The following is a 24,806-nucleotide window of genomic DNA, read 5'->3' as shown; positions in this document are numbered from 1 at the left end:
GGTTCTTCGGTTCAGATGGCGGTGGTGCCGCCGTCGGCGACGAGTTCCATGCCGTTGACGTAGCTGGAGTCGTCGGAGGCGAGGAAGAGGGCGGCGGTGGCGATTTCGTCGGGGCGGCCCATCTGGCCGCGGGGGATGAGGGACTCGAACTGGCGCTTGGTGGCCTCGTCGAAGAGTTCTTCCTGCTTGGCGGTGGCGACCTGGCCGGGGGTCAGGACGTTGACGCGGATGCGGCGGTCCTTGAGCTCGTTGAGCCAGACGCGGGCCCAGGCCTGCTGGACGGCCTTGCTGCCGGCGTAGACGCTCCAGCCGGGGAAGGCGCCGAGAGAGGCGTTGGAGCCGGTCATGAGGATGGAGCCGCCGTCGTTGAAGAGCGGGAGGGCCTTCTGGACGGTGAACAGGGTGCCGCGGGCGTTGAGGTAGAACGCGGCGTCGAAGTGGGCCTCGGTGATCTCGCCGAGCGGGGCGGGCTCGCCCCCGCCGGCGCTGGCCCACAGCACGTCGAGGCTTCCCTTCTCCCGCTTGACGGTGTCGTACAGACGGTCCAGGTCGTCCAGGTCGGCGGCGTCGCCCTGGACGCCGGTGACGTTGCGGCCGATCTGCCTCACGGCCTCGTCCAGGGCCTCCTGGCGGCGGCCGGTGATGAAGACGTGCGCTCCCTCGTCGACGAACAGCTTCGCGCCGGCCAGCGCCATGCCGGTGGTGCCGCCGGTGATGACCGCGACCTTGCCGTCAAGCTTTCCCATAGTCGTTCCCTTGGGTCGGTGGTGCCGTGTGTACCTGGGGTGACGGTGTTAAGTACACCGCTCTGTGTGCTTACGGTACTGGGCGGGCGGCCGGGGCGCAAACTATGTACACCGGTCGTTACCAAGCTGGGGTACCATGGACCCATGACGGAGTTGGAGAAGGGCCCCACGGGCCGCCGCCGCGGCCGGGGCGCCCGCGAGCGCATCGTCAGCGCGTCCCAGCAACTGTTCCGCGAGCAGGGCATCAACCGCACCGGCATGGACCAGCTTTGCGCGGCGGCCCAGGTGTCCAAGCGCACGGCCTACCAGCACTTCACCGGCAAGGACGAACTCGTCGCCGATTACCTGCGCCGGTTCGACCCCTCCGTTCTGTCCGGCGTGTTCGACCGCACCGACCTCACGCCCCGCGAACGGCTCCTCGCCGCCTTCGACGTCCCCCCCACCACCCCCCTGTGCCCCTACATCGCCGCCGCCGTCGAACTCCACGACCCCCAGCACCCCGCATCCCAGTACGCACGCGACTACAAGAAAGCCGTCGCCGCGCGGCTCGCCGACACCGCCCGCGAAGCCGGCGCCGCCGACCCTGAACAGCTCGGCGAGCAGCTCGCGCTGCTCATCGACGGCGCCGCGGCCCGCACCCGGGTCCTCAACGCCGACGCCTTCCCCACCGCCGCCGCCATCGCCGCCGTCCTCATCGACAACGCCATCCCCGCCACGGCCGGCGATGACCGGCGACGGGAGGAAGTGTCAAGTTGACTTGGCACTCCGCGGCCGGGCTGGACGCGCTGCCGGTCGCGCGGCTGCATCCGCTGGTACGCGACACCAGCCGCCCGGCACCTGGCCCGGACCCGCCGGCTTTTACGGAACTGGTCGCCCGCCCGCTGAAGGCCGCAGCAGAAGCCGCCGGGGAGACCAGCGAGCCCCGAGGACTTCAGGAGTTCGAGGCCGTCATCCCTGCCCAGGACGCAGACGCGCCGCCGGTTCGAACAGACGGCTGATCACATAAGTCCGTACGCGGTGGCGCATGAAGAACTCGTACGCAGCCGGGAGGTCCTGAAGATGCGGGCAGCCAACACGTCCGGCTGAAACCCGCCGTCGGGATCAGTCTCCTCCGGATCGGCCTCCGTTCCGCCGTCGACCTCCCCCGCACCGAACTCCAGCCCCACCGCGGCTGGACCGACCAGGAGTGGGACGCCGCCACACGGCGCCTGACCGACCGCGACCTGCTCACCCCGGACGGCACCGCGACGCAGGCCGGACGCGAGCTGATCCGCACGGCCGAGACCGCTACGGACCAAGCGGCGGAACGCCCCTGGCGCCCGCTGACCCCCGAGCAGGTGGCAACCCTGACCCGCCTCCTCACCCCCCTGAGCACCGCCTGCGCCGCAGCCCTGCGCTTCCCCAACCCGATCGGGTTCCCGAAGCCGACAGGGTGAGCGGTCACGCCAGGGGCGGCACCCCGCGCGTCCCGGGCAAGAATGCCGACGGGTACTGGCCGCTCCCTGGATCTCCGAGAGCCACGGAGGGGCCACGACGGGGGCGTCCGGGTGGCCGGAAGCTCATAGTCGGCGGTCAGCTTCTCCAGTGACGCGGCATCACCGTTCTCCGGGCCCACGCCCACGACCGCCCAACCGTCCAACCGCCCAACCGTCCAGGGTCAGGCCGATGTTCTGCCAACCGGACGGCGCGAACTACTCCTCACAGAACGGTATTTGGGCCTGTGCTGTTGCTCGCCACCTTGGTCACCAATACTGTCATCGCTTGGCCCTCAGGCCGCCAGGCTGGCGCCTCCGCCACCGCCCCGGCGCCGCGCGCGGGGTGACCGGAATGCCCGTGGTCAGTCCGCGCCGCCCTGCATCGGGGCCCAGAACTCCTCGAACGACATCGTGCCGTCGCCGTCCATGTCGAGTACGTCGATGAATTGTTGCGCCTGCTCGTCGGTGAGGTGCTCGCCGCGCAGCTCGGCGACGACCTGCTGGTATTCCTTGGCGGTTATCTGCCCGTCGGCATCGAGGTCGTATGCGTCAAAGGCCTTGCGCGCGGCCGCTTTCATGTCCACCACGTGGTTTCGCCCTTCCTTGTTGGATGTTGTGCGATGTTACTGCGCACTGATCGCCTGCAGCACGCCGAAGCGGGACGCGCGCCGGGCCGGCCAGATGGCTGCCAGGACAGACGACCAGGCGGTGGCCGACCGTCGAAACCGGGAACTCCCCCGATAGTTCAGAAGGGCACGCCCGCCCGCTTGGCCAGCTTGGGTAAGGCGCGGGTTGCTGCGGCGGTGCAGCGAGGTCAGCACGCGCATCAGCTCTTGGCTGGTCGGATGGACACGGGCCATCTCCGGCGCGACGTCCCAAGCCGCTGCGAGCGATTCGAGAGCCCCGTCACGGTCCCCCAGGGCGAGCTTTGACCTGCTGATGTTCATGTGCAGCGGGCCAACGCGCGTGGCCGGAAGCGTCACCCCACCCCGGATCAGGTCATCCGCCGTGTTGAGCGACTCGCGGTAGTCCTCCATGTCAGAGGCTGTCGAAATGACATGCACAGCGGTGTTCTCGGGCCCGAAGTGGATGCCATGGTCCTCGACGTCCTCAGGGAACTCCTCGGCCGCCTGCCAAGCTGCGGCTATGTGCCGTTCGGCGGTTGCCTTGTCCTTGATCCGACCGGCCAGCGTCAGCCCACGCAGGTGCAGGATACCCAGGCCATAGGCGCGGTCATGGCCTCGCAAGCTCGACTCGGCCTCGACAACGGCGCGGTCCACAATGGCCAACCCGCCTGCGAAGTCTCCGGAGTTCAGGAAGGCTCCGGCCTCGTCCCGGGCGGCCACCGTGGCCGCGATGGGGTGCGCACGCTCGGCGGCCAGCCGCTGTTTCATGACGGCCAGCTCGGCGAGGTGCATCCAGCGGTGTCGGGCGGCCAGCCAGTAGACCACCGAATACGTGTCGGCGACACGGGTCCAGGCGTCGGGCGACTGGGTGGCGTGCGCGTAGTTGGTCACGCCGGCCAGCACGCCCGGGAGCTTCCGCAACACCGCCGACAGCTCGGTCCGATAGCGATGCTCGTTCAGTGCGGCCAGCTCGCGCGGAAGGTCCTCAGGGTGTGACGGCGGCGTGTCGGGGATGTCGAACCGCCGAATGACGTAATTGAGGGTGGCAAGGCTCTTCTCGTCGGTGCGCTCGATGGGGGCCGTGCCCAGCAGCTCATCCAGCGTCAAACCCATGGCCTGAGCAAGAGCGGCGGCAATGCCCTGGGTCAGTGCGCGGTCGCCCACCTCGATCTTGCTGAGCAGCGAAACCGACACGCCCGCACGCCGGGCAAGAGCAACTTGGCTGAAGCCGCGCGCCTTACGGCAGACGGCCACATTCGCACCTGGTCCGGGAATCTTGGTCACGCTCATGGTGTGCGTCTTCCCCACTCGACTGGCGTTACCTCTGATCCATCTGGCTGGGCAAGCCCGGCCGAGCGCCTCTCACGTTCCACATGATCATTCACGTCGGCGGGGAACAGGAGAAACCCAGTGGTGCGATTGCCCTCCCCATGCTGGAGTGAGCGGAATGAACCATGAAGAAGTACTTGCCTTGTTCGACCGCCAGTTGAGGCGCGACGCGCACGCCGACGGCCGCGGAACCCGTGTCGAGCGTGACGGCGACGTCGTGCGGCAGGTCGGCGCGGATCACGACTGGAACGGCGTCCTCTGGTCCGACCTCGACCAGAGCACCGCGGATGCGGCGATCAGAGCCCAGATGCGGTACTTCGCCACGCTTGGGCGCGAGTTCGAATGGAAGGCATACGCCCACGACCGACCCGGTGACCTCGGGAGGCGGCTGAAGTCGGCCGGGTTCACGCCCGAGCCGCAGGAGGCAGTGATGGTCGCGCCGGTCCGGGACCTGCCCACCGACACCGCACTGCCCGAAGGTGTCCACCTACGTCCGGTGACCGACACCGCCGGGGTGGACCTCGTGGCGGCCGTCCACGAACAGGCCTTCGGCGTCAGCAGCGCCCGCCTGCGGCAGCGGCTGCTCACCCAGCTCGCCCAGAGCTCCGAAACCATCAGCATGGTCGTCGCGATGGCCGGCGACCTGCCCGTGTGCGCGGCGCGGATGGAACTGAACCCGGGCACCGACTTCGCCGGTCTGTGGGGCGGCGGCACCGTGACCGCCTGGCGAGGCCGGGGCATCTACCGTGCTCTGGTCGCCCACCGCGCTCGGACCGCCGCCGACCTCGGCTACCGCTACCTTCAAGTCGACGCCACCGACGAGAGCCGCCCCATCCTGCAACGACTCGGGTTCACCGTTCTGAGCACCACGACTCCATACATCTACGATCCCCACCGCGAGGCGTAACCCGAGGAGGCGGCTGCCGGAGGCACCCGGCGAACCTTCGTTGAATCCGCCGGAACGGGGTGGTGCCTGAGGGCTTGAACCTCTCGTTGCGGCCGGTTCTAGCGTGGGCGGCGTGATCGGAAAGGACGCCACCGGAGATCGGTGGAGCATCGGTGAGCTGGCGCGGGCGAGTGGAGTGACCGTGCGGGCGCTGCGGCATTACGACGAGGTGGGGCTGGTCCGGGCGAGTGGGCGGACCGGGGCCGGGCACCGTCGGTATGCGGCGGAGGATCTGCGGCGCCTGTACCGGGTGCGGGCGTTGCGCGGGTTGGGGCTGTCCCTGGAGGAGATCGGCGACGCGCTCGCGGCCTCCGCGGACGGTCCTGAGGCGCTGCGTGCGTCGCTCGCCGGGCAGTTGGACCGGCTCACCGCGCAGGCCGAGCGGATTCAGCAGCTCAGCGAGCGGATTCGCGGGATGCTGCGGCAGCTCGACGGGGCGTCGATACCCGATCCGGACCAGTTCATGACGGCCTTGGAGATGATGTCGATGCTGGACGGCTATTTCACCCAGGAACAACGCGATGAGCTCGCCCGGCGCAGGAGCACGCTTGGGCCCGAGGCGGTCGAGGCGGCCAAGAGCGAGTGGGCCGGGCTCGTGGAGGCGTTGCTGGAGCATATGGAGGCCGGGACTCCGGTGGATGACGCGGACGTACGGGAGCTTGTGCGGCGCTGGGACGCGGTGGGCGAGTCCTTCCACGGCGGCGGTGAGCGGGCCCGGGCGGAGACCAAGGCGGCGGCCCGGCGCATGTGGCAGGACCACCGCGAAGAGCTCAGCGGCCGACTGCCCTGGCCCGGCGAGCGGATGGCCGAGTTGGTCGGTTATGTGGAGCGGGTGCGGGAGGCCCGTCGGGCAGGGAGCTAGAGCCTGTCTCGTCGATCAAGCGAGCCCGAGTTGCCGGAGACCGTATTCCGAGCTACTTTCGATACGAAACCGTAGCGTATCGAAAGTAGGAGTAGGCGTGGCACGCGCATCGAGTGGCTCACGAAATGGCGGCACAGCGCGGCCACCCGTCATGGGTCGGCCGCGCGACACTAGCCGTGACCTGACCATTCTTGACGCGACGCTGTCGCTGCTGACCGAGGTGGGCTACGAGCAGCTGTCCATGGAGGCGGTCGCGAGTCGTTCCGGGGCGGCGAAGACGACGATCTACCGTCGCTATCGCGACAAGGCCGCGCTGGTCGCGGCGGCCGTCGAGCACCGCTCGCAGGCCACGCCTCCCGGGCCTGTGGCGGGTGATCTTCGAGGAGATCTCCTCGGGCTCGTCAGCTGGCTGGCTCGGCAGATCGCCGAGCAGGAGATCGGCCTGCTGGGGGCGCTGTTCGCCGGGATGCGCAGTGACGCGCGGCTCGCGGAGGAGATGCGTCGCATTCTGCGTCGGGATGAGGCGGCGATGACCGACGAGCCGCTGCGCAAGGCGATCCGGCACGGCGAACAGCTGTCTCCCCGGGCTGCCGAGCTCTTCGCCGAGGTGGCACCGGCCGTGATCGTCCACCGCATCGTGATCGCGGGTGAGCCGTGCGATGAACCGTTCATCGAGCACCTCGTGGACGACATCCTTCTGCCGCTCCTGCGCGGTCACTGACACCAGCCCCGCATGCGCCCGGCGCACTGCGGGAACGAAAGGAACACCTCCATGATCGTCGTCACCGGAGCGACGGGCGCGCTGAACGGCGCCACCGTCGAGCACCTTCTCAAGCGCGTGCCCGCGGAGCAGATCGGCGTCAGCGTCCGCGATGTCGCCAAGGCGCAGCACTTCGCCGACCGCGGCGTGCGGGTACGCCAGGGTTCCTACGAGGACCCGGCGGCGCTGCGGCACTCCTTCGAGGGCGCTGAGCAGGTTCTGCTCGTCTCCTCCAACGATCCGCATGCCGATGCGGTCGCGCTGCACCGCGTCGGCATCAAGGCCGCCGTCGCAGCCGGAGCCCAGCGCATCCTTTACACCAGCCACCAGGGCGCCAGCGCCGACAGTCCTTTCCACCCGGCGCGCGACCACGCCGCCACCGAGCAGCTTCTGGCCGACTCGGGTGTTGCGTGGACGGCGCTGCGCAACGGCTTCTACGCCCACAGCCTTGCCTGGCTGCTGGGCCCGTGGCAGCAGACCGGCACGATCACGGCCCCGGCCGACGGACCGGTCTCCTGGACCGACCGGGCAGATGTCGCCGAAGCGGCAGCGGTCATCCTGGCCGGTGACCGGGCCTTCGACGGCCCGGTCACGCTCACCGCCCGTCAGGCCGTGACGTTCGACGACGTCGCCGCCATGGCCTCGAAGACCGCCGGCCGTGAGATCAATCGCGTCACGATGGACGACGAGGCTTGGATCGCAGACAAGGTCGCCGCGGGTACTCCGGAGGCGATGGCGCGGATGACGCTCACCACCTTCCAGGCCGCCCGGCAAGGCCGCTTCGCGGGAGTCGATCCGCTGCTCGCCGAGCTGCTGGGCCGGGAACCCCGCACTGTCACCGACCAACTCGCGGACGCGAACGCCGCGTGAAAGAGAGGCCAGGGGCGTGCTCAACAGGGGGGATCTCACCGATGAGGAGTGGGCAGTGCTGGAGCCTTTGCTGCCCAGGAGCGACAACCGCTGCGGCCGGTGGCGGGACCACCGACAGGTGATCAACGGAATCATCCACCGCCTGAGCACCGGCTGTCAGTGGCGTCAGCTGCCCGCTCGCTTCGGCCCGTGGCAGACCATTCACAAACGCCACATGCTCTGGTCGGCCGACGGAACCTGGGAACGACTGCTCCAGCACGTCCAGGCCGTCGCCGACACAGTGGGGGAGATCGACTGGAACATCAACGTCGACTCCACCTCCATTCGAGCCCATCAGCACGCCGCCGGCGCCCCGACAGATCCGCCACCAGCACCTCCTGGCACCTCAAAGGGGGCCCCACAAAGATCAGTTCACATGCGCGTGCACATACGCCTGTGCCTGGCGGAGGCGGCGCCGCCGACGAAGCTCTCGGTCGTTCCCGCGGTGGGCTGACCACGAAGATCCACCTGAGCGCAGACGGCCGATGCCGTCCGCTCTCCCTGGTCCTCACGCCCGGGCAACGAGCGGACTGCACACAATTCGAGGCCGTCATGGACAAGATCCGCGTTCCCCGGCTCGGCGCGGGCCGACCGCGGCGACTGCCGGACAGTGTCGGCGCCGATAAGGCATACAGCAACAGCCTGATCCGCTCTTACCTACGACGACGCGGCATCCGACACGTGATCCCGGAGAAGAGCGACTCCAGAACCGCCCGCCGGCGCAGAGGTTCGGACGGCGGCCGACCACCGGGCTTCGACAAGACCCGGTACAAAGCCAGGAACACGGTCGAACGAGCGATCAACAAGATCAAGCAGTTCCGAGCCGTCGCCACCCGCTATGACAAGCGCCGATACGTCTACCTCGGCACTGTCACGGCCGCCGCCCTCCTGATCTGGCTCCGCTCGTGATCGACGAGACAGGCTCTAGCCGCTCAGCTCCGTATGGCGGGAGGCGAGCCGCTGCGCGCCGTGTTCGGTCGGCGTCCCGAGCAGCCGCAGCCGGGCGACGCCGCCGTCCGGGTAGATGTCGATGCGGACGTGGGTCACCGGCGGGGCCGCGTCGAGGACGAAGCGGTGGACCGTATCGGGCTGGAGGCGGGTGCGGGGCAGGAGTTCGGTCCAGGACGGGGAGGTGTGGTCGGCCGGGTCCGCGCCGGAGGTGGCGTCGAGGCCGTACAGCGCCGCCCAGCCCGGTGCGTTGCCCTTGTAGCAGCCGGTGTCGATCTCCACGGCGCGCAGCGACGCCTGGGCGGTGAGGCGGTAGCGGACCCAGTCGTGGCCCGTGTCGCGGCGGCGGCGAGTCTCCCAGCCCTCGTCCATCTTGTGGGAGCGGCCGGGCTGGATGGAGTTGGCGGGCGGGGAGTAGAAGCGGTCGGAGGCGTCCTCGGCCGCGCCGCCGTGTTCCAGCGCCACCACGTCGAAGGTGCCGAGGGCGGTGAGCCACGCCGGGTCGGGGGCGACCTCGCCGTGGACGCGGAGGCGGGCGATGCCGCCGTCGGGGTGCTGCCCCAGGCGGAGGTGGGTGAAGCGGCGGCCCACGGAGACCGGGAAGCCGTTGGCCGCGTGGCCGCCGATCCGCGTATGGGGGACGAGTTCCGTCCATACGACGTCGTCGGCGAGGAGTTCCTCGGGGGACGGGGTGCCCTCCACCGCCGTCGCCTCGACGCTCACCGCCCGCGGGTAGTTGCCGCGGAAGTGGGCGGTGTCGACGACGATGCCGTGGACGATCCCGGGCGCGCCGAGGCGGATCAGGGCCCAGTCGTGGTCGTCCTCGGCCGGATGCGGGGTGTCGGCGGAGGCTCCGCGCCGCCGCCGGGTCTCCCAGCCGTCCATGACCTTGCCCTTGTGGCCGAAGGCGGCGGGGTCGAAGTGCGGGGGTTCGGGCTTCAGCAGATTCTCGCGGTCGGCGAAGAACTCGTCGTTGGCCGCGACCACGCTTCCGCCGAGCCGCCGGTCGGCCAGGTCCACGAGGTGGGTGAAGGGGAGGTCGGCGGTCCGGTAGTCGGCGTACGGATCGCCACCGCCGTACGGGGCGGCGTCGCCGGTGAAGCGGGGGATCGGCGCGGTCATGTGCGGGGCTGCCTTTCCAGGAGTCGGCCGGTGGGTTCGCTCGTCGCGCCACGGTCGGCGATCGCGCCATGGTCGGCGATCTTCCGGCCGCGCAGCCAGGTGGACCGTACGACGCCGAAGAGTGTTCTGCCCGCGTAGGCGGTGACCTGGTTGCGGTGGTGGAGGGCGGCGGGGTCGACGGTGAAGGTCTCGTCGGGGGCGAGGACCGCGAAGTCGGCGTCGCGGCCGGCCTCGATGGCGCCCTTACGGTCGAGACCGACGAGCGCGGCGGGGCCGGTGGACATCCAGCGGGCCACGTCGTGGAGGGTGTGGCCGCGCCGCCGGGCCGCCGTCCAGACGGCGGGGAGGCCGAGCTGGAGCGAGGAGATGCCGCCCCAGGCCCGCCCGAAGTCGTCCACCTTGAGGTCGGCCGTACAGGGCGAGTGGTCGGAGACGACGCAGTCGATCTCCCCGGCCGCCAGGCCCGCCCACAGCGCGTCCTGGTTGGCGGCCTCCCTTATGGGCGGACAGCATTTGAACTCCGTGGCGCCGTCGGGGACTTCCTCGGCGGTGAGGGTCAGGAAGTGCGGGCAGGTCTCCACGGTGATCCGGACGCCCTTACGGCGGGCGTCGGCGATCAGCGGCAGCGCGTCGGCGGACGAGAGGTGCAGGACGTGGACGCGGGCGTCCAGCTCGTGGGCGAGAGCGATGAGGCCCGCGATGGCCTCGTTCTCGGCGGCGCGCGGGCGGGAGGCCAGGAAGTCGGCGTAGCGGGGGCCGGTGGGCGGTGGGGCGCCGTCGATGAGGCGGGCATCCTCGGCGTGGACGATCAGCAGTCCGCCGAAGCCCGCGATCTCGCGGAGGGCGGTCCGGAGCTGGCCGGGGGCGAGCGGCGGAAACTCGTCCACACCGGAGGGGAGCAGAAACGCCTTGAAGCCGAGGACGCCCGCGTCGTGCAGCGGCCGCAGCTCGGGGGCGTTCCCGGGCACGGCGCCGCCCCAGAACCCGATGTCGACATGGGCCGACCGCCGGGCGACGGCCCGTTTGACCTCCAGGGCCGGGACGGTGGTGGTCGGCGGGACGCTGTTGAGCGGCATGTCGACGAGGGTGGTGACGCCGCCGGCCGCGGCGGCGCGGGTGGCCGAGCCGAACCCCTCCCAGGCGGTGCGGCCGGGGTCGTTGACATGGACGTGGGTGTCGACGAGGCCGGGGAGCAGGACCTCGTCGCCGAGGTCCTCGACCCTCGCGCCGTCCGGGTCCGGGGTGTCGTACGGCCCGACGGCCACGATGCGGCCGTCGGCGACGGACACGGAAGCCGCACGCGGGCCGTCCGGTGTGACCACCCTGGCCGAGCGCAGCACCAGCTCCACGTCGGGCACCGATACCCTCCTCGCCTCCACCCTCGCCGATTCCGCTTCCGCTTCCGCTTCCGCGAAACGGAATCAACTTTTCGTTGAATGATTCACTCGGTGGACGGCCCGGTCAAGACCCCCTGGCCGGTGCTCCACACCCGCCTGACCAGCCCGGCACACCCACCTGGCCGGTCCGGCACACCCGCTGTGACCGGCGCGGACCGTCAGTGCAAGGCCGCTGTGAGGGTCGCCGGGGACCGGTAGGCTGCCCGTGGCCGGTCGGCAGCGGATCGTCACCGTATGCGGGCCGGTGCCGACCGCTGTGAAAGGAACACCGACGTGCCGTCCGCCGAGTCCAAGACCGCCGCCACCACCGCAGGATCCGGTGGCGTCCAGTCCCTGGAGCGCGCCTTCGACCTGCTGGAGCGGATGGCCGACGCCGGGGGCGAGGTCGGGCTGAGCGAGCTCTCCACCAGCAGCGGGCTGCCGCTGCCCACCATTCACCGGCTGATGCGCACGCTGGTGGCCTGCGGCTATGTCCGCCAGCAGCCCAACCGCCGCTATGCCCTCGGGCCCCGGCTGATCCGGCTCGGCGAGAGCTCGGCCCGGCTGCTGGGCACCTGGGCACGGCCGTATCTGGCGCGGCTGGTGGAGGAGACCGGCGAGACCGCGAACATGGCACTGCTGGACGGCGATGAGGTGGTGTACGTGGCGCAGGTGCCCTCACGCCACTCGATGCGGATGTTCACCGAGGTCGGGCGGCGGGTGCTGCCCCACACCACGGGCGTCGGCAAGGCGCTGCTGGCGAGCACGCCCCCCGAGGAGGTGCGCGCCCTGCTGGCCCGTACCGGCATGCCCGCGGTGACCGAGAAGACGATCACCTCGCCGGACGGGTTCCTCGACGCGCTGCGGCAGGTCCACGAGCTGGGCTACGCGGTGGACGACAACGAGCAGGAGATGGGCGTGCGCTGCCTCGCGGTCCCGGTGCCCGACTCCCCCGCACCGGCGGCCATCTCCATCTCGGGCCCGGCGGGCCGGGTGACGGACGAGGCCACACAGAGAATCGTGCCGATCCTCAAGGAGGTCGCGGTCGAGCTGTCGGGGGCGCTGGCCAGCACGGGTTCCGCCTGACGGCGGAGGGGACCGGCGGGTGGACCACCGGTCGGCTTGGCTCGATGAGGAATGGCCTGCACGGGCCGGGTACGGCCTTCGCGGGGCGCACGGGACGGAGTGCGGCGTCAGCCCGGCCAGAAGCACCGCCGACCGGCCGGGCGTCGCTCGACGCACGCGTCCCATCGCCCGGCGAAGGGCCACTGGAAGCGGGCCACCGAGGCGTGCGGCGCCACCGGGCGGGCCACGGGCTCCCCCGGCTCAGTCTCGCCCTCTGCCCGGCTGCGGCACGTTGTTGAACTGGTCGATCGCCGCGCGGACGCCCGTCAGGGCGGAGCCCAGCGCGCTGACCGAGCCCAGCGCGCCCGCGATGAGCAGCAGCGAGCGGCGCAGGCGGTGCAGCTCCGGTGCGCCGGTGCGGGCCATGGCATCGAGCGCGGCCAGCTCGTCGTCCGCGATCGCCCGGTCCGGTAGTTCCGCCGGGTGGGCGGCGAGATCACGCCTGAGCCGGGCCACGGCACGGCGCAGCTCGGCCGCCCTCGGATCGTCATCGGTGCCCGCCACTCGCCTGGCTTCCACGACTGCGGCGCCCTCCACTGACAAGGCACCGGGTTCACCCCAGAGCCTCGCGCCATCGTTGGCCAACACTGCCCTTCGCCCCCTCGCGCCCTCTCGCACAGCCTGCCCCCTTCCCGCATGGCCGCCCCAACCCTCCACCTCGCGTGGATTCGGACACAAGGGGCCGCGGATCAGTTAACGCCACTCAGTGCACGACGCGCTATACGGAGAGCGAAAATCAGACCGGCTGGGATGAAGCCCCCGCACGGCCCCCAGGTGCGGTAAGCAGGGCCCATGGATCGCACAACGGATGACTCCGCGCAGGTCGCCGGGATCGTGCTGGCGGCAGGGGGCGGCCGGCGGCTGGGCGGGCGCCCCAAAGCCCTTTTGACGCATCGGGGGCGGCCGCTGGTGGAGCACGCCGCGCGGGCGCTGCGCGAGGGCGGCTGCGCGCCCGTGCACATCGTGCTGGGCGCCGCGGCCGAGACCGTACGGGCACGGGCCCGGCTGCCCGGATACGTCCTGGTCGACAATCCCGACTGGGAGCAGGGCATGGGCTCCTCGCTGCGGGCCGGGCTCGGCTCACTGGCCGGTACGGGGGCGGGGGCGGCGCTGATCGCGCTGGTGGACCAGCCGGGGATCGGCGCCGAGGCCGTGGCGCGGGTGGTGGCCGCGTATCGCTCGCCGTCGACCCTGGTGGTGGCCGCGTACGGCGGGGAGCGGGGGCATCCGGTGCTGTTCGGCGCGGACCGGTGGGCGGATATCACGGCGAGTGCGGAGGGCGACCGGGGGGCACGCGCCTATCTGCGGGCGCATCAGTCCGCGATCACGCTCGTCGACTGCTCGGATATCGCCCGTACGGACGACATCGACACCCCCGAGGACTTGACGCTGCTGGAATGAGACATCGAGGGGGGCGACGGACGCGGCGTGCAACAGAAGATTGAACTTCCACCATGAGAAACTTATTATCCACAAGGCAAAATCACTGCGAGCGTCCCGCTGAGACTCGTCTAAGGAGTGACAGCCCATGTCCGCACCAGCGCCTTCCCCGCTGGCCATCGTCGACGCCGAACCGCTGGAGCGTCAGGGGGAGGTGCTGACCGACGCGGCCCTGACCTTCCTGGCCGAGCTCCACCACCGCTTCACCCCGCGCCGGGACGAGCTGCTCGCGCGCCGCGCGGAGCGCCGCGCCGAGATCGCCCGCACCAGCACCCTGGACTTCCTCCCGGAGACCGCCCACATCCGCGACGACCCCGACTGGCGCGTCGCCCCCGCCCCGCCCGCTCTCGAGGACCGGCGGGTGGAGATCACCGGGCCCACCGACCGCAAGATGACCATCAACGCCCTCAACTCGGGCGCCAAGGTCTGGCTCGCCGACTTCGAGGACGCCTCCGCCCCCACCTGGGCGAATGTGATCGGCGGCCAGCTCAATCTGATCGACGCCTATGAGCGCCGGATCGACTTCACCTCCCCCGAGGGCAAGAGCTACGCGCTGCGGCCCGACGATGTGCTGGCCACCGTCGTCACCCGGCCGCGCGGCTGGCATCTCGACGAGCGCCATCTGCGGGCCGCCGACGGCCGCCCCGTCCCCGGCGCTCTCGTCGACTTCGGGCTGTACTTCTTCCACAACGCCCGCCGGCTGCTCGCCCAGGGCAAGGGGCCGTACTTCTACCTCCCCAAGACCGAGTCGCATCTCGAGGCCCGCCTCTGGAACGACGTCTTCGTCTTCGCACAGGACCATCTCTCGCTTCCGCAAGGGACGATCCGCGCCACCGTTCTGATCGAGACGATCACGGCGGCGTACGAGATGGACGAGATCCTCTACGAGCTCCGCGACCACGCCTCCGGGCTCAACGCGGGCCGCTGGGACTATCTCTTCTCCATCGTCAAGAACTTCCGCGACGGCGGCCCCGGTTTCGTCCTGCCGGACCGCAACGCGATCACGATGACCGCCCCGTTCATGCGCGCCTACACCGAACTGCTCGTCCGCACCTGCCACAAGCGCGGCGCGCACGCGGTCGGCGGCATGGCGGCCTTCATCCCCTCGCGCCGCGACCCCGAGGTCAACACGGTCGCGTTCGACAAGGTCAAGGCCGACAAGGACCGTGAGGCAGGCGACGGTTTCGACGGCTCCTGGGTCGCCCATCCGGATCTGGTCCCGGTCGCCCGCGCCTCCTTCGACGCGGTCCTCGGCGACCGGCCGCACCAGAAGGACCGGCTGCGCGAGGACGTCCGGGTCACCGCGGCCGAACTGATCGACGTCGCGTCGCTCGACGCCAGGCCCACGCATGACGGCCTGCGCAACGCCGTGCAGGTCGGCACCCGCTATATCGAGGCTTGGCTGCGCGGCCTCGGCGCCGTCGCGATCTTCAACCTGATGGAGGACGCGGCCACCGCCGAGATCTCCCGCTCCCAGATCTGGCAGTGGGTCAACGCGGGGGTGGTCTTCGAGAACGGCGAGAAGGCCACCGCCGATCTTGTCCGTAAGGTCGCCGCCGAGGAGCTGGCGGCGATCCGCGAGGAGGTCGGCGAGGACGCCTTCGCCGCGGGCAGGTGGAGCCAGGCGCACGATCTGCTGCTGAGGGTCGCGCTGGACGCGGACTACACGGAGTTCCTGACGCTGCCCGCGTACGAACTGCTGGGCTGACCCGGTCCGTTCGGCCGCGAGGGCCCCGGACCGTACGGGTACGGTCCGGGGCCCCGGCTGCCGCTACGACGTGTAGAGCTGGGAGCGCGGCACGATCTGCTGGGGCACGCTGGGGCTGGACCACAGCAACTTCATATGGGCCTCACCGGTCTGCTCGGTGTACTCGATCTTGATGGCGTGCTTGGCTCCGGCGCGCAGCGCGACGGTCGCCTTGTCGACCTGTGGTTCATGCGGGGTGGTGTTGTCGATGACCAGACGGCCGTCGATCCACACCCGCGCGGTGTCGTCGGAAACGGTCGTGAGCGTGTACGTCTCGCTGTGGCGGGGCTGGAGGAAGCCGGTCCAGCGGACGCCGAAGTGGTCGGCGGGCACATCGGCGGCCGGGGAGCCGGCAAACCTCCAGATGTGGTTGACGGCCGGGTCGGTCCGGGTGACGGCCGGCGGCCCGGTGAAGGTCTCATTGGCGAAGACCTCCTCCCGCAGCCCCTCGCCCCGGCCCTGGGGCGCGGCCGGGGCCGGTTTCACCGTCAGCTCGATCACCGAGGCGGTGGGGTCGGCCGGTCCGCCGGAGGGGGTGAGATCGAAACCGTCGCCCGCCTTGGCCACCTCGACCCGCTGTCCGCTGCCCAGCACCCGGGCGCCGGTCACCGTGAACGGCGCCCTGGCGGTGAGGTGGAGGGGCTGCCCCGCGGCGGGCCAGGAGGTGACGGACGCGTACAGCCGGTCGCCCGACCGGCTCACCGCGCCCCAGGACGGCTCGTCGACCAGCCCGGTGGCCCCGGCCCCGTACACCGCGCGGCCCTGGCCGGAGGTCCGCAGCCAGGAGCCGATCTCGCGCAGCCGGTCGACGGAGGGCTGGGGAACGCGGCCCAGTTTGTCGGGGCCGACATTGAGGAGGTAATTGCCGCCGCGGCTCGCGATATCGAGGAGATTGCGGGTGAGGGTGGCGGGCGACTTCCAGTCCTGGTCGTATGTGGCGAATCCCCAGTGGCCGTTGAGGGTCATGCAGCTCTCCCACAACTGCCCGGCGACGGGCGCGTCCGGGATTTCCTGCTCGGGCGTTCCGTAGTCGCCGTCGACCACGCGGCGTTTGCCGACCCGGTTGTTGGTGATCAGATCGGGGTCGAGCCCGTGCAGATACGTCTGCAGCCGCTCGCCGTCCTGCGCCGACCAGGTGTTGGTGGGGTTGTCCGCGTCCCATTCCCCGTCGAACCAGAGCAGCGCCGGATGGTAGCTGTCGACCAGCTCCTTGAGCTGGGCGTACATCCGCTTCTCATAGCGGGGGAAAGTGGCGGGGTCGGCGAAGTCGGGGTCGTGCCAGTCCCAGATCGAGTAGTAGAAGCCGAGTTTGATCCCGGCGGCGTCCGCGGCGGACTTCAACTCGGCCAGAATGTCGCGCCGTTGATCGAAGGAGGAGTGGTCGCGCAGATTCCAGGTGTTCTGCTTGGTCGGCCACATCGCGTATCCGTCGTGGTGCTTGGAGGTGATGACGATATAGCGCTGCCCGGCGTCCTTGGCCGCCTTCACGACGGCCTTGGCGTCGAAGGACGCGGGGTTGAAGTCCTGCGCGGCGTCCTCGTACTCGCTCATCGGGATCTGGCAGTTTCGCTTGATCCACTCGGCGTCGCGGCAGACGGTTCCGTCCGCCCGCTGGTATTGGCCCTCGAGCTGGGAGTAGGCGCCGAAGTGGATGAACATTCCGAAGCGGTCCTGCCGCCACCAGCCGGTGCGGTCGGAGGTGAACGGATCGTCGGTCGCGTAGTCGGTGCCGGGTCCGGGCTCCCGCGCTGCCGTCGGCGCCGCCGGCGCCGCGGTGGCGGCGGAAGGGCCGCTGAGGATCGTCGCCAGCACCATGCCGAGCAGAAGGCTGAGCGCTCGGAGAGGGATGACGGCCCGTCGTCTGGACGTGCGCATGGCGGCTCCTGTGCTCATGGGTGGTCGGACAGGAGGGCTGGCCAGCCGCGTACGGCAACCTAGAACCGTAAAGATGGGATGTCAACGGGGCCCGGACGTACTGATGGGCCGCCGGTGGCCGTCAGAAGCGGCTCGTCACGGCGACCCATCCGATGAATCGGCGCGCGCGTTCAGTCGTCCGCCGCGATACGGGCCAGACGTCGCGCCTCGGCGCGCGCCTCCCGCGCGATCTCGTCCTCGTCCACGGTGAGCAGCCGCCCCGACTCCACCACCGCGGCGCCGTTCACCAGCGACAGGGTCACCGGGGCGGGGGCGCCGAGGACGAGGGCCGCGACCGGGTCGGCGATCGACGAATGGCCAAGGCCGTCCAGCTTCCACAGCACCAGGTCGGCCAGTTTGCCCGGCTCCAGCGAGCCGATCTCGTCCTGGCGGCCGAGCACCCGCGCACCGCCGTAGGTGCCGAGGCGCAGCGCCTGGCGGACGTTCAGCGCCTTCTCGCGGTGGCCGCCGAGCCGGTTGACCAGCAGCGCGTTGCGCAGTTCGGTGTGCAGCTCACCGGATTCGTTGGAGGCGGTGCCGTCCACGCCGAGGCCGACCGGTACGTCCGCGGCGAGCAGATCGGGGACGCGGGCGATCCCGGCGGCGAGCCGGGCGTTGGACGAGGGGCAGTGGGCCACCCCGGTGCCGGTCCGGGCGAACGTCTGGATGTCGGTGTCGCTCATGTGGACGCAGTGAGCCATCCACACGTCCTCGCCCAGCCAGCCGGTGGACTCGAAGTAGTCGGTCGGCCCCATCCCGAACCGCTCCTGGCAGAACTTCTCCTCCTCCACCGTCTCCGAGCCGTGGGTGTGCAGCCGTACGCCCTTGCGGCGGGCCAGCACCGCGGCCTCGCGGAGCAGTTCGGTGGAGACGGAGAACGGCGAGCAGGGCGCGACCGCGATCCGCAGCATGGCGTCGAACCCCGGGTCGTGGTGGGTGTCGATGGCCTTCTCGGTGGCGGCCAGCGCGTCCTCGGTGGACTCCACGGCGAAGTCCGGCGGCAGCCCGCCGTCGGAGGTGCCGAGGTCCATGGAGCCGCGGGCGGCGGTGAACCGCACGCCCAGCTCGCGCGCCGCGCGGATCTCGGCGTCCAGCAGATCGCCGGTGCCGCACGGAAAGACGTAGTGGTGGTCCATGGCGGTGGTGACCCCGCCGCGCACCATCATCGCGAGCGAACCGCGGGCCGCCGCGTGGACCATCGGCTCGTCTATCCGCGACCAGAGGGGATAGAGCGCGACCAGCCAGTCGAAGAGGTTGCTGTCCTGGGCCAGGCCGCGGGTGAGCCACTGGTAGAAGTGGTGATGGGTGTTGACCAGGCCCGGGGTGACCAGATGCCCCGTACCGTCGACCCGGCGGACGACGCCCTCCAGCCGCTGCGGCGCGCGCCCCTCGCCCACCGACTCGATGCGGTTGCCGGCGACGACGACATGGCCGGACGCGTACTCGGTGTCCTGTGCGTCCACGGTGGCGACGGCGCAGTTCTCGATGACGATGCGGTGCACGGAGCGTGGCCCTTCCGTCGGGTGGGTCGATGGGGATCCGGTCAGTCGGTGGGCAGCCGGTCAGTCGGTGGAGATCCGGTCAGTCGGTGGGGATCCGGGGCTCGGCGCCGTCCCGCAGCACGGTGGCCTCGATGAGCCCGTACGGCCGGTCGGCGGCGAAGTAGACCTCGTTGTCGTTGGTGAGGCCGAACGGTTCCAGATCGACCAGGAAGTGGTGCTTGTTGGGCAGCGAGAGCCGTATCTCCTCGACCTCGGGGCGGCGCTCGATGACCCGCGCGCCCATCTCGTAGAGCGTCTGCTGGAGCGAGAGGGAGTAGGTCTCGGCGAACGCGCTCAGAAGCTGGCCGCGCGCCTCCTCGTGGCCGTGGTCCCAGTCCGGCATCGGCTGGGTGTCAGCGCTCCAGCCGTAGCGCCAGCGGGCGTGCACATCGGTGGCCAGGACGCGGTCGCGGGTCTCCTCGAGGGTGGTGTACCGGTCCTTGACATAGCCCCAGAACTCGGAGTCCGTGGTGTTCAGGACGGTGAGGCCGGTGAGCCCGGAGACCACCTCCCAGCGCTCGCCGTCGTAGGCGATCTGGGCGGTACGGACCTCCTGGCCGCGGCGGACGAAGGAGTGCGCGGCGCCCCCGGCCGCCTGGATCCGCTCCCAGGCGTACTCCTCGACGCGGATGCGGGCGCGGTGGATGGTCTCCTGGCCGGTGACGAAGTGGCGGGCCAGCCGGATGCCGAACTCCTCGGCCGTGTCGATGCCGTGCTCCTTGGCGAAGGCGTACACGGTGTTCTTGGTGGCGTCGGTCGTCAGGACGTTGGCGTTGCTGCCGGAGAGGTGGACCGCGTCCATCTCTCCGGACAGCGCCACCGAGACATTGAGGTCCTTGAGGTGGTGCACGGCGCCGTCGCGCACCACCCGCACGACGCGGGTTTCGGCTTTGCCGTACTGGTTCGGGCCGAGCGTGGGCATGGGTGCTAGCTCCCTCGGTAGACGGAGTAGCCGAACGGGGTGAGCAGCAGCGGTACGTGGTAGTGCTCGCCCGGCTCGACGGCGAAGGCGACCACGACCTCCGGGAAGAAGGCGTGGGTCAGATACGGCCCGGTCTCGAAGCGCAGCCGTGCGTGGGTGGTGCCCTCGGGGAGGTCGGGCAGATCCTTGCAGCGCCCGTCGGCGTCGGTGAGGGAGTCGGCGTGCGCCGTCCACTGCGCTCCGGGCCCGGAGCGGACGGACAGCTCGACGACCACGCCCACCGCGGGGCGGCCGATGCTGGTGTCCAGGATGTGCGTGGACACGGAGGTGGTGCCGCCGGCCATCACCGCTCTCCTTCCGCCGGGGCCCGCGGGGCCCGAAGGGTTTCCGTCAGCCGGGTCAGCCGGATGCGGTTGATCTTTCCCAGTTCGGTGCGGACGATCTCGCGCTCGGTGTCGGCGTCATGGTGGATCCGCTCGCGCAGTGCCGCCAGCATCTCCTCGCCGGTGCGGCCGGTGGCACAGATCAGGAAGACATGGCCGTGCCGCTCCTGGTACGCGAGGTTCAGCTCCAGCAGCTCGGCGCGCTCCGCATCCCGTACCCCGCGCTGCTCGCGGGCCGAGGCGGCGTCGCCCGGTGCCGGCCGCCCGATGGGCGGATGCGCGGCCATCGCCTCGGCGAGGTCGGCGGCGGTCAGCCCGGCCATGGCCGCGTCGGCGGCGTCGAGCAGCTCCCCGACCGTGGCGTACGGCCGCCCGCCCGCGACCGCGGCGCCCCAGGCCCGGCCGGCGCACACCTCGTGCAGCAGCCCGGCGGCGTCGCGGTCGTCCACCGCGTTGAACCGGGCCAGCCCCGGCGGAGCACTGGAAGTCACTCTCGCAAGCTAGGAGGCGCCCTCGCCGGGCGTCAACACTTTGTTGAAAAATGCGCGGAATGGCGGGGTGCGGTCAGTCCCCGTTCTTCTCACGGTTGAGGTAGTTGTAGACGGTGAAGCGGCTCACGCCGAGGGCTCCGGCGACCGTTTCGACGCCGTGGCGCACCGAGAAGGCGCCGCGCTGTTCGAGGTGGCGGACGACGGACTGCTTGGTCTTGCGGTCGAGGGCCGAGAGCGGCACGCCATGGCGGCGCTGGAGGTCGGCGAGGATGTGGTCGAGCGAGTCCGAGATATGCGGCAGCCTTACGGCGACCACCGGGCGGCCCTCCCAGGAGAGCACCACATCGTCGCCCCGGGCCCGGTCCGGGGCGATCATCTCGCCGCCCATGGCGTCCACGAGCGGCCGCACCGCGGCGGCGAAGGGGTGGTCGGCGGGTACGCTCACGCCTCGCCCTCCCCGATCACGTTGACCTGGAGCGAAATCCGGGTGGCACCGGCTTCGAGGGAACTGCGCAGCAGCCGGTCGACGGCCGCCAGCACCGCCTCCGCCCCGCCTTCCGCGGTGTTGCCGAAGGGGCCGACGTCGACGGCGTCCAGCGGGGCGGCCTGGACGGTCTCGCGGGCCGCGACGGCGTGCGGTGGCACCTCGTCGAGGTCGAACGGTTCGGTGGTGAACTCAACCCTCAATCTCACGTCGCAAACCTACTGCGTCAGCCGTAACACGGCGCCCCGGTCGCGGGGGACAGAACGCCCAAGTACCTCGCCGCGGCCGCCCGCTTCGGGGAGCATGGACGCATACCGCATCCGCCCCCGTCCACGGAGCGCCCCGATGACAGACAACGTGCCGGTGCGTTGTCCCGCGTGCCGTCGCGAGCAGCCGTTCACGCCGCCCACCTTCCCCTGTTCATGCGGCGCGCCGGTCACCCTGCCGGTCCTCCGCGACGGCACCCCGGAGGAGGTCGGCCACCGCACCTGGGAGAACCTCTGGGTGGCGGTGAACTGCCCGTCCTGCGGCCACCGGGGCCACTGGCCGCAGCCGGAACTGGGCTGCGACTGCGGCGCGGTGGTCCGCGTCCCCGTCGCCGCCGCGCTGTATCTGAAGTGGCTCGGCTTCCACAGCCTGCGGCCCTCGGAGGACCGGGCCGCGTCCGGGGTGGACCTCTACGGGACGGGCGTCGTCGCCCAGGTCGATCCGACCACCCGCCCCACCGGGCTGCGGGACATCGAATGCCTGTGGCTGAACGGGCTCCAGAAGTCGGCCATGAGCGTCTTCTTCTCGCTCGCGGGCTATGCGCGGGAGGCGCGGGCGCGCGCCGACGCGCTCCATCTGCCGCTGTTCATCATGGACCTCACCGGCACCCCACAGCCCGTCAACGACCCGGCGGACGTACTGATCCGGATGGGTCCGCCGGACGGCTGACCCCGGTCGGCTCTTGCGCTCATGACCGGGGAACGCTTCCGATTGAGGCACCGCCCTCCACCGTTCTCCCGTCCCATCCGCTCGACCGGCCGGAGGCCGAAACGATGGCTCTTCCGTGGCACCCGAGATCATGGGCTCCGCTCGTCGCCGTCCTGACCCTGCTGCTGGTGACCGGCTGCGGGGGCGGCGATGTGCCGCCGCCCACGGTGGAGAGCTCCTCGGCCGCACCCGGGCCCCCGTCCGGCGCCACACCGGGCACGCCCACCCCGCTCACCAGCCCTGAGGTCACCGACGACGGAAAGGGTGTGGAGGAGGACATCGACGCGGCGGTCTCCGTCACCACCACCTACTGGCAGACCCACTGGCCCGAGCTGTTCACCGGCGGCTACCACCCGCCCACGATCCTGGGGACCTACGACGGCGACACCCCCGGTACGCCGGTGTGCGGCAGCGAGCCGCTCCCCGACGACAACGCCGTCTACTGCCCGGACGGCGACTACATAGCGTGGGACATGGACCTGATGCGCTGGGGCCATGCGCGGGGCGACGCCTGGGTCTATCTGGTGATCGCCCATGAGTGGGGCCACGCCGTCCAGAACCGTCTGGACGCGGGCCTGGTCGACCTCGCCCGTGAGCTGCAGGCCGACTGCCTGGCCGGGGCGGTCCTCTTCGGCGCCGCCCAGGACGGGACGCTGACCTTCGAGGAGGGTGATACCGAGGAGTTGGCGGACGCCCTGACCGCACTCGCCGACAGGACCCCGTGGACCGACGTCTCCGACCACGGCGACGCCTCCCAGCGGGTCTCCTACTTCAGCCGCGGCGCGCGATCCGGGGTGAAGTCGTGCCTGCCGAACGTCGTCCGGTGACGGGCGGGGTGTGGGCCCCTGCTGTAGCGGGGTGTGGGCCCCTGCTGTAGCGGGGTGTGGGCCCCTGCTGTGGCGGGGGTGTGGGCCCCTGCTGTAGTAGAGGGGCCCGCAACTCATCAGCTCGGCGCGGTCTGCGGCTCGGCCCGCTCGACCAGCGCTTCCGATCCGGCCGGACCGGCCTCGGAACGGGTCTCGGGCAGCAGCTCCCGGGCGGCCGCCTCACGCAGCTCGACCTTGCGGACCTTGCCGCTGACCGTCATCGGAAAGCCGTCCATGAGACGCAGATAGCGGGGGACCTTGTAGTGGGCGAGGCGGCCCCGGCAGAAGCGGGCGAGCTCGTCGCGGGTGAGGGTCTTGGCGCCCTCGCGCAGGATGACGCAGGCCAGGACCTCCTCGCCGTACTTCTCGTCCGGTACGCCGACGACCTGCACATCCGCCACCTTGGGGTGGGTGTGCAGAAACTCCTCGATCTCCCGCGGATAGACGTTCTCCCCACCGCGGACGATCATGTCCTTGATCCGGCCGACGATCTGGACGTATCCCTCGCCGTCCATCACCGCGAGGTCGCCGGTGTGCATCCAGCGCGCCGAGTCGATCGCCTCGGCGGTCCGCTCGGGCTCCTGCCAGTAGCCGAGCATCACCGAGTAGCCGCGGGTGCACAGCTCGCCGCGGGTGCCGCGGGGCACGGTCGCCCCGGTCACCGGGTCGACGATCTTGACCTCGATATGCGGCAGCACCCGGCCGACCGTCGAGGTGCGGCGGACGAGGTCGTCGTCGGGCCGGGTCTGGGCGGAGACCGGTGAGGTCTCGGTCATGCCGTAGCAGATGGACACCTCGGCCATGTGCATCTCGGCGACCACCCGCCGCATCACCTCCACCGGGCAGGGCGATCCGGCCATGATCCCGGTGCGCAGCGAGCTGAGGTCGAAGGTGGCGAAGTCCGGCAGGGCCAGCTCGGCGATGAACATGGTGGGGACGCCGTACAGCGAGGTGCAGCGCTCCCGTTCGACGGCGGCCAGGGTGGCGACGGGGTCGAAGGTGCCGGCGGGGATGACCACGCAGGCGCCGTGGCTGGTGGCCGCGAGGTTGCCCATCACCATGCCGAAGCAGTGGTAGAAGGGCACCGGCACGCAGATCCGGTCCTCGGCGGTGTAGCGGACCGTCTCCCCCACGAAGAAGCCGTTGTTGAGGATGTTGTGGTGGGAGAGGGTGGCGCCCTTGGGGAAGCCGGTGGTGCCGGAGGTGTACTGGATGTTGACCGCGTCGTCGCAGCTGATCAGGGCCTCACGCTCGGCGAGCCGCTCGGGTGCCACACCGGCCCCGGCGCGCACCAGCCCGTCCCAGGTCCGGTCGCCGATGTAGATGACATCGCGCAGCGAGGAGCAGGCCGATCGCACCTGCTCGACCATCCGCCGGTAGTCGCTGGTCTTGTGCTCGATGGAGGAGACCAGGACCGAGATTCCGGCCTGCTGGAGTACGTACCGCAACTCATGGACGCGGTATGCGGGGTTGATATTGACCATGATGGCGCCGATGCGGGCGGTGGCGTACTGCAACAGCACCCATTCGGGGCAGTTGATGGCCCAGATGCCGACCCGGTCGCCCTTGGCGACCCCCTTGGCCATCAGCCCGAGCGCGACCTCCTCGACCGACCTGCCGAACTCGGCGTAGGTCCAGCGGCGGCCGGAGGGGACGTCGACGAGCGCCTCGCGGTCGCCGTACAGCTCGACGGCCCGGGCCAGATTGGCGCCGATGGTGTCGCCGAGCAGCGGGAGGTCCCCGACTCCGCTGGTGTAGGAGAGCCCCGCTGGGCTTGGTGGGTCAGGCGTGAGGTCGGTCATGGGAGCTCCTTGGGTTC

The 24,806-nt window shown here is 70.7% G+C and carries 27 protein-coding genes; 13 read left to right on the top strand and 14 right to left on the bottom strand.

The genetic code is table 11. From position 1 onward, the window contains the following. Positions 1-11 precede the first annotated feature (11 nt). Positions 12-746 carry an SDR family NAD(P)-dependent oxidoreductase gene (locus tag STRVI_RS10680; protein ID WP_014055656.1) on the bottom strand — a complete coding sequence of 245 codons (735 nt, stop codon included), beginning with the start codon at positions 744-746 and terminating at the stop codon, positions 12-14. 144 nt (positions 747-890) lie between these two features. Between STRVI_RS10680 and STRVI_RS10675 the strand changes: the two genes are divergently transcribed. The 3 genes from STRVI_RS10675 (at position 891) to STRVI_RS56345 (ending at position 2,182) form a co-directional block, all read left to right on the top strand. Next, entirely contained in the window at positions 891-1,502 is a 612-nt protein-coding gene (locus STRVI_RS10675; protein WP_014055655.1) for a TetR/AcrR family transcriptional regulator, read from the top strand. Next, positions 1,499-1,744 carry a hypothetical protein gene (locus STRVI_RS52030; RefSeq protein WP_014055654.1) on the top strand — a complete coding sequence of 82 codons (246 nt, stop codon included), beginning with the start codon at positions 1,499-1,501 and terminating at the stop codon, positions 1,742-1,744. The genes STRVI_RS10675 and STRVI_RS52030 overlap by 4 nt, the downstream gene beginning before the upstream one ends. A gap of 84 nt (positions 1,745-1,828) precedes the next feature. Then, positions 1,829-2,182, top strand: a complete 354-nt coding sequence (locus tag STRVI_RS56345) for a helix-turn-helix domain-containing protein (RefSeq protein ID WP_435532613.1) — start codon at positions 1,829-1,831, stop codon at positions 2,180-2,182. 401 nt (positions 2,183-2,583) lie between these two features. On the opposite strand, the gene STRVI_RS10670 is transcribed toward STRVI_RS56345, so the two are convergent. After that, positions 2,584-2,799 carry an EF-hand domain-containing protein gene (locus STRVI_RS10670; RefSeq protein WP_435532612.1) on the bottom strand — a complete coding sequence of 72 codons (216 nt, stop codon included), beginning with the start codon at positions 2,797-2,799 and terminating at the stop codon, positions 2,584-2,586. Between the two features lie 45 nt (positions 2,800-2,844). Next, positions 2,845-4,137 (bottom strand): helix-turn-helix domain-containing protein, encoded by a 1,293-nt coding sequence (locus STRVI_RS10665; protein WP_014055652.1) that lies wholly within the window; start codon positions 4,135-4,137, stop codon positions 2,845-2,847. 157 nt (positions 4,138-4,294) lie between these two features. On the opposite strand from STRVI_RS10665, the gene STRVI_RS10660 reads away from it, so the two are divergent. The 5 genes from STRVI_RS10660 (at position 4,295) to STRVI_RS47665 (ending at position 8,562) form a co-directional block, all read left to right on the top strand. Beyond that, positions 4,295-5,083: a GNAT family N-acetyltransferase gene (locus STRVI_RS10660; protein ID WP_014055651.1), complete on the top strand. Its 789-nt coding sequence runs from the start codon at positions 4,295-4,297 to the stop codon at positions 5,081-5,083. A gap of 112 nt (positions 5,084-5,195) precedes the next feature. After that, positions 5,196-5,984 carry a MerR family transcriptional regulator gene (locus STRVI_RS10655; protein ID WP_043238419.1) on the top strand — a complete coding sequence of 263 codons (789 nt, stop codon included), beginning with the start codon at positions 5,196-5,198 and terminating at the stop codon, positions 5,982-5,984. A gap of 97 nt (positions 5,985-6,081) precedes the next feature. After that, a complete protein-coding gene (locus tag STRVI_RS10650; RefSeq protein WP_043235723.1) occupies positions 6,082-6,705 on the top strand; it encodes a TetR/AcrR family transcriptional regulator in 624 nt (207 codons plus the stop codon). Positions 6,706-6,756: 51 nt separating this feature from the next. Then, on the top strand, positions 6,757-7,614 hold the full coding sequence (locus STRVI_RS10645) for an SDR family oxidoreductase (protein WP_014055648.1): 858 nt from the start codon (positions 6,757-6,759) through the stop codon (positions 7,612-7,614). 16 nt (positions 7,615-7,630) lie between these two features. Continuing rightward, positions 7,631-8,562 (top strand): IS5 family transposase gene (locus STRVI_RS47665; RefSeq protein ID WP_435532579.1). Its coding sequence is split into 2 segments (ribosomal slippage): positions 7,631-7,996 and positions 7,999-8,562, totalling 930 coding nucleotides; the frame shifts between segments, so codons are not numbered across the junction. Positions 8,563-8,577: 15 nt separating this feature from the next. Here STRVI_RS47665 and alc read toward each other — a convergent pair. Both alc and allB read right to left on the bottom strand, forming a co-directional pair. After that, positions 8,578-9,723 carry an allantoicase gene (alc, locus tag STRVI_RS10635; protein WP_014055647.1) on the bottom strand — a complete coding sequence of 382 codons (1,146 nt, stop codon included), beginning with the start codon at positions 9,721-9,723 and terminating at the stop codon, positions 8,578-8,580. Beyond that, positions 9,720-11,081, bottom strand: a complete 1,362-nt coding sequence (allB, locus tag STRVI_RS10630; protein ID WP_014055646.1) for an allantoinase AllB — start codon at positions 11,079-11,081, stop codon at positions 9,720-9,722. Before allB ends, alc begins: the two co-directional genes overlap by 4 nt. Positions 11,082-11,354: 273 nt before the next feature. On the opposite strand from allB, the gene STRVI_RS10625 reads away from it, so the two are divergent. Next, positions 11,355-12,185, top strand: a complete 831-nt coding sequence (locus STRVI_RS10625; RefSeq protein ID WP_014055645.1) for an IclR family transcriptional regulator — start codon at positions 11,355-11,357, stop codon at positions 12,183-12,185. Between the two features lie 240 nt (positions 12,186-12,425). Here the strand turns inward: STRVI_RS10625 and STRVI_RS10620 are convergent, their stop codons facing one another. Then, entirely contained in the window at positions 12,426-12,743 is a 318-nt protein-coding gene (locus STRVI_RS10620) for a DUF5955 family protein (protein ID WP_043235715.1), read from the bottom strand. A gap of 273 nt (positions 12,744-13,016) precedes the next feature. Here STRVI_RS10620 and STRVI_RS10615 point away from each other — a divergent pair, with 273 nt between their 5' ends. Further along, entirely contained in the window at positions 13,017-13,625 is a 609-nt protein-coding gene (locus STRVI_RS10615; RefSeq protein WP_014055643.1) for a nucleotidyltransferase family protein, read from the top strand. A gap of 127 nt (positions 13,626-13,752) precedes the next feature. Continuing rightward, positions 13,753-15,372, top strand: a complete 1,620-nt coding sequence (gene aceB / locus STRVI_RS10610; RefSeq protein ID WP_014055642.1) for a malate synthase A — start codon at positions 13,753-13,755, stop codon at positions 15,370-15,372. 63 nt (positions 15,373-15,435) lie between these two features. On the opposite strand, the gene STRVI_RS10605 is transcribed toward aceB, so the two are convergent. The 7 genes from STRVI_RS10605 to STRVI_RS10575 all read right to left on the bottom strand — a co-directional run bounded on the left by STRVI_RS10605 (position 15,436) and on the right by STRVI_RS10575 (position 21,355). Beyond that, the gene (locus STRVI_RS10605; protein ID WP_014055641.1) at positions 15,436-17,286 is read right to left on the bottom strand and encodes an alpha-L-fucosidase; all 1,851 of its coding nucleotides are present in this window, start codon (positions 17,284-17,286) and stop codon (positions 15,436-15,438) included. Between the two features lie 170 nt (positions 17,287-17,456). Beyond that, positions 17,457-18,827 (bottom strand): 8-oxoguanine deaminase, encoded by a 1,371-nt coding sequence (locus tag STRVI_RS10600; RefSeq protein WP_014055640.1) that lies wholly within the window; start codon positions 18,825-18,827, stop codon positions 17,457-17,459. A gap of 79 nt (positions 18,828-18,906) precedes the next feature. Continuing rightward, the gene (gene pucL, locus STRVI_RS10595; RefSeq protein WP_014055639.1) at positions 18,907-19,788 is read right to left on the bottom strand and encodes a factor-independent urate hydroxylase; all 882 of its coding nucleotides are present in this window, start codon (positions 19,786-19,788) and stop codon (positions 18,907-18,909) included. A gap of 5 nt (positions 19,789-19,793) precedes the next feature. Then, positions 19,794-20,132 carry a hydroxyisourate hydrolase gene (uraH, locus tag STRVI_RS10590; RefSeq protein WP_014055638.1) on the bottom strand — a complete coding sequence of 113 codons (339 nt, stop codon included), beginning with the start codon at positions 20,130-20,132 and terminating at the stop codon, positions 19,794-19,796. Further along, positions 20,132-20,662: a 2-oxo-4-hydroxy-4-carboxy-5-ureidoimidazoline decarboxylase gene (gene uraD / locus STRVI_RS10585; protein WP_014055637.1), complete on the bottom strand. Its 531-nt coding sequence runs from the start codon at positions 20,660-20,662 to the stop codon at positions 20,132-20,134. Before uraD ends, uraH begins: the two co-directional genes overlap by 1 nt. Before the next feature lie 73 nt (positions 20,663-20,735). Continuing rightward, positions 20,736-21,107 (bottom strand): helix-turn-helix domain-containing protein, encoded by a 372-nt coding sequence (locus STRVI_RS10580; protein WP_014055636.1) that lies wholly within the window; start codon positions 21,105-21,107, stop codon positions 20,736-20,738. Next, a complete protein-coding gene (locus tag STRVI_RS10575; protein WP_014055635.1) occupies positions 21,104-21,355 on the bottom strand; it encodes a hypothetical protein in 252 nt (83 codons plus the stop codon). The genes STRVI_RS10580 and STRVI_RS10575 overlap by 4 nt, the downstream gene beginning before the upstream one ends. A 136-nt stretch (positions 21,356-21,491) precedes the next feature. Here STRVI_RS10575 and STRVI_RS10570 point away from each other — a divergent pair, with 136 nt between their 5' ends. Continuing rightward, positions 21,492-22,082, top strand: coding sequence for a hypothetical protein (locus tag STRVI_RS10570; protein WP_014055634.1), 591 nt, complete (start codon positions 21,492-21,494; stop codon positions 22,080-22,082). A gap of 104 nt (positions 22,083-22,186) precedes the next feature. Next, entirely contained in the window at positions 22,187-22,948 is a 762-nt protein-coding gene (locus STRVI_RS10565) for a neutral zinc metallopeptidase (RefSeq protein ID WP_014055633.1), read from the top strand. A 116-nt stretch (positions 22,949-23,064) separates the two neighbouring features. On the opposite strand, the gene STRVI_RS10560 is transcribed toward STRVI_RS10565, so the two are convergent. Continuing rightward, positions 23,065-24,789 (bottom strand): AMP-binding protein, encoded by a 1,725-nt coding sequence (locus STRVI_RS10560; RefSeq protein WP_014055632.1) that lies wholly within the window; start codon positions 24,787-24,789, stop codon positions 23,065-23,067. Between the last annotated feature and the right edge of the window lie 17 nt (positions 24,790-24,806).

Origin of the sequence: Streptomyces violaceusniger Tu 4113 (genome assembly GCF_000147815.2) — a bacterium.
In the GTDB taxonomy this organism is placed as follows: domain Bacteria; phylum Actinomycetota; class Actinomycetes; order Streptomycetales; family Streptomycetaceae; genus Streptomyces; species Streptomyces violaceusniger_A.
This window is presented reverse-complemented; position numbering and strand designations above follow the sequence as displayed.

Excerpts from the sequence above, each read along its gene's own strand:
- uraH (WP_014055638.1), bottom strand. The coding sequence starts at position 20,132 with ATGGCCGGCGGCACCACCTCCGTGTCCACGCACATCCTGGACACCAGC.
- aceB (WP_014055642.1), top strand. The coding sequence starts at position 13,753 with ATGTCCGCACCAGCGCCTTCCCCGCTGGCCATCGTCGACGCCGAACCG.
- STRVI_RS10565 (WP_014055633.1), top strand. The coding sequence starts at position 22,187 with ATGGCTCTTCCGTGGCACCCGAGATCATGGGCTCCGCTCGTCGCCGTC.
- STRVI_RS10570 (WP_014055634.1), top strand. The coding sequence starts at position 21,492 with ATGACAGACAACGTGCCGGTGCGTTGTCCCGCGTGCCGTCGCGAGCAG.
- alc (WP_014055647.1), bottom strand. The coding sequence starts at position 9,723 with ATGACCGCGCCGATCCCCCGCTTCACCGGCGACGCCGCCCCGTACGGC.
- STRVI_RS10660 (WP_014055651.1), top strand. The coding sequence starts at position 4,295 with ATGAACCATGAAGAAGTACTTGCCTTGTTCGACCGCCAGTTGAGGCGC.
- STRVI_RS10680 (WP_014055656.1), bottom strand. The coding sequence starts at position 746 with ATGGGAAAGCTTGACGGCAAGGTCGCGGTCATCACCGGCGGCACCACC.
- STRVI_RS10625 (WP_014055645.1), top strand. The coding sequence starts at position 11,355 with ATGCGGGCCGGTGCCGACCGCTGTGAAAGGAACACCGACGTGCCGTCC.
- STRVI_RS10560 (WP_014055632.1), bottom strand. The coding sequence starts at position 24,789 with ATGACCGACCTCACGCCTGACCCACCAAGCCCAGCGGGGCTCTCCTAC.
- pucL (WP_014055639.1), bottom strand. The coding sequence starts at position 19,788 with ATGCCCACGCTCGGCCCGAACCAGTACGGCAAAGCCGAAACCCGCGTC.
- STRVI_RS10670 (WP_435532612.1), bottom strand. The coding sequence starts at position 2,799 with ATGAAAGCGGCCGCGCGCAAGGCCTTTGACGCATACGACCTCGATGCC.
- STRVI_RS10615 (WP_014055643.1), top strand. The coding sequence starts at position 13,017 with ATGGATCGCACAACGGATGACTCCGCGCAGGTCGCCGGGATCGTGCTG.
- STRVI_RS10605 (WP_014055641.1), bottom strand. The coding sequence starts at position 17,286 with ATGCGCACGTCCAGACGACGGGCCGTCATCCCTCTCCGAGCGCTCAGC.
- STRVI_RS10665 (WP_014055652.1), bottom strand. The coding sequence starts at position 4,137 with ATGAGCGTGACCAAGATTCCCGGACCAGGTGCGAATGTGGCCGTCTGC.
- STRVI_RS10645 (WP_014055648.1), top strand. The coding sequence starts at position 6,757 with ATGATCGTCGTCACCGGAGCGACGGGCGCGCTGAACGGCGCCACCGTC.
- STRVI_RS10675 (WP_014055655.1), top strand. The coding sequence starts at position 891 with ATGACGGAGTTGGAGAAGGGCCCCACGGGCCGCCGCCGCGGCCGGGGC.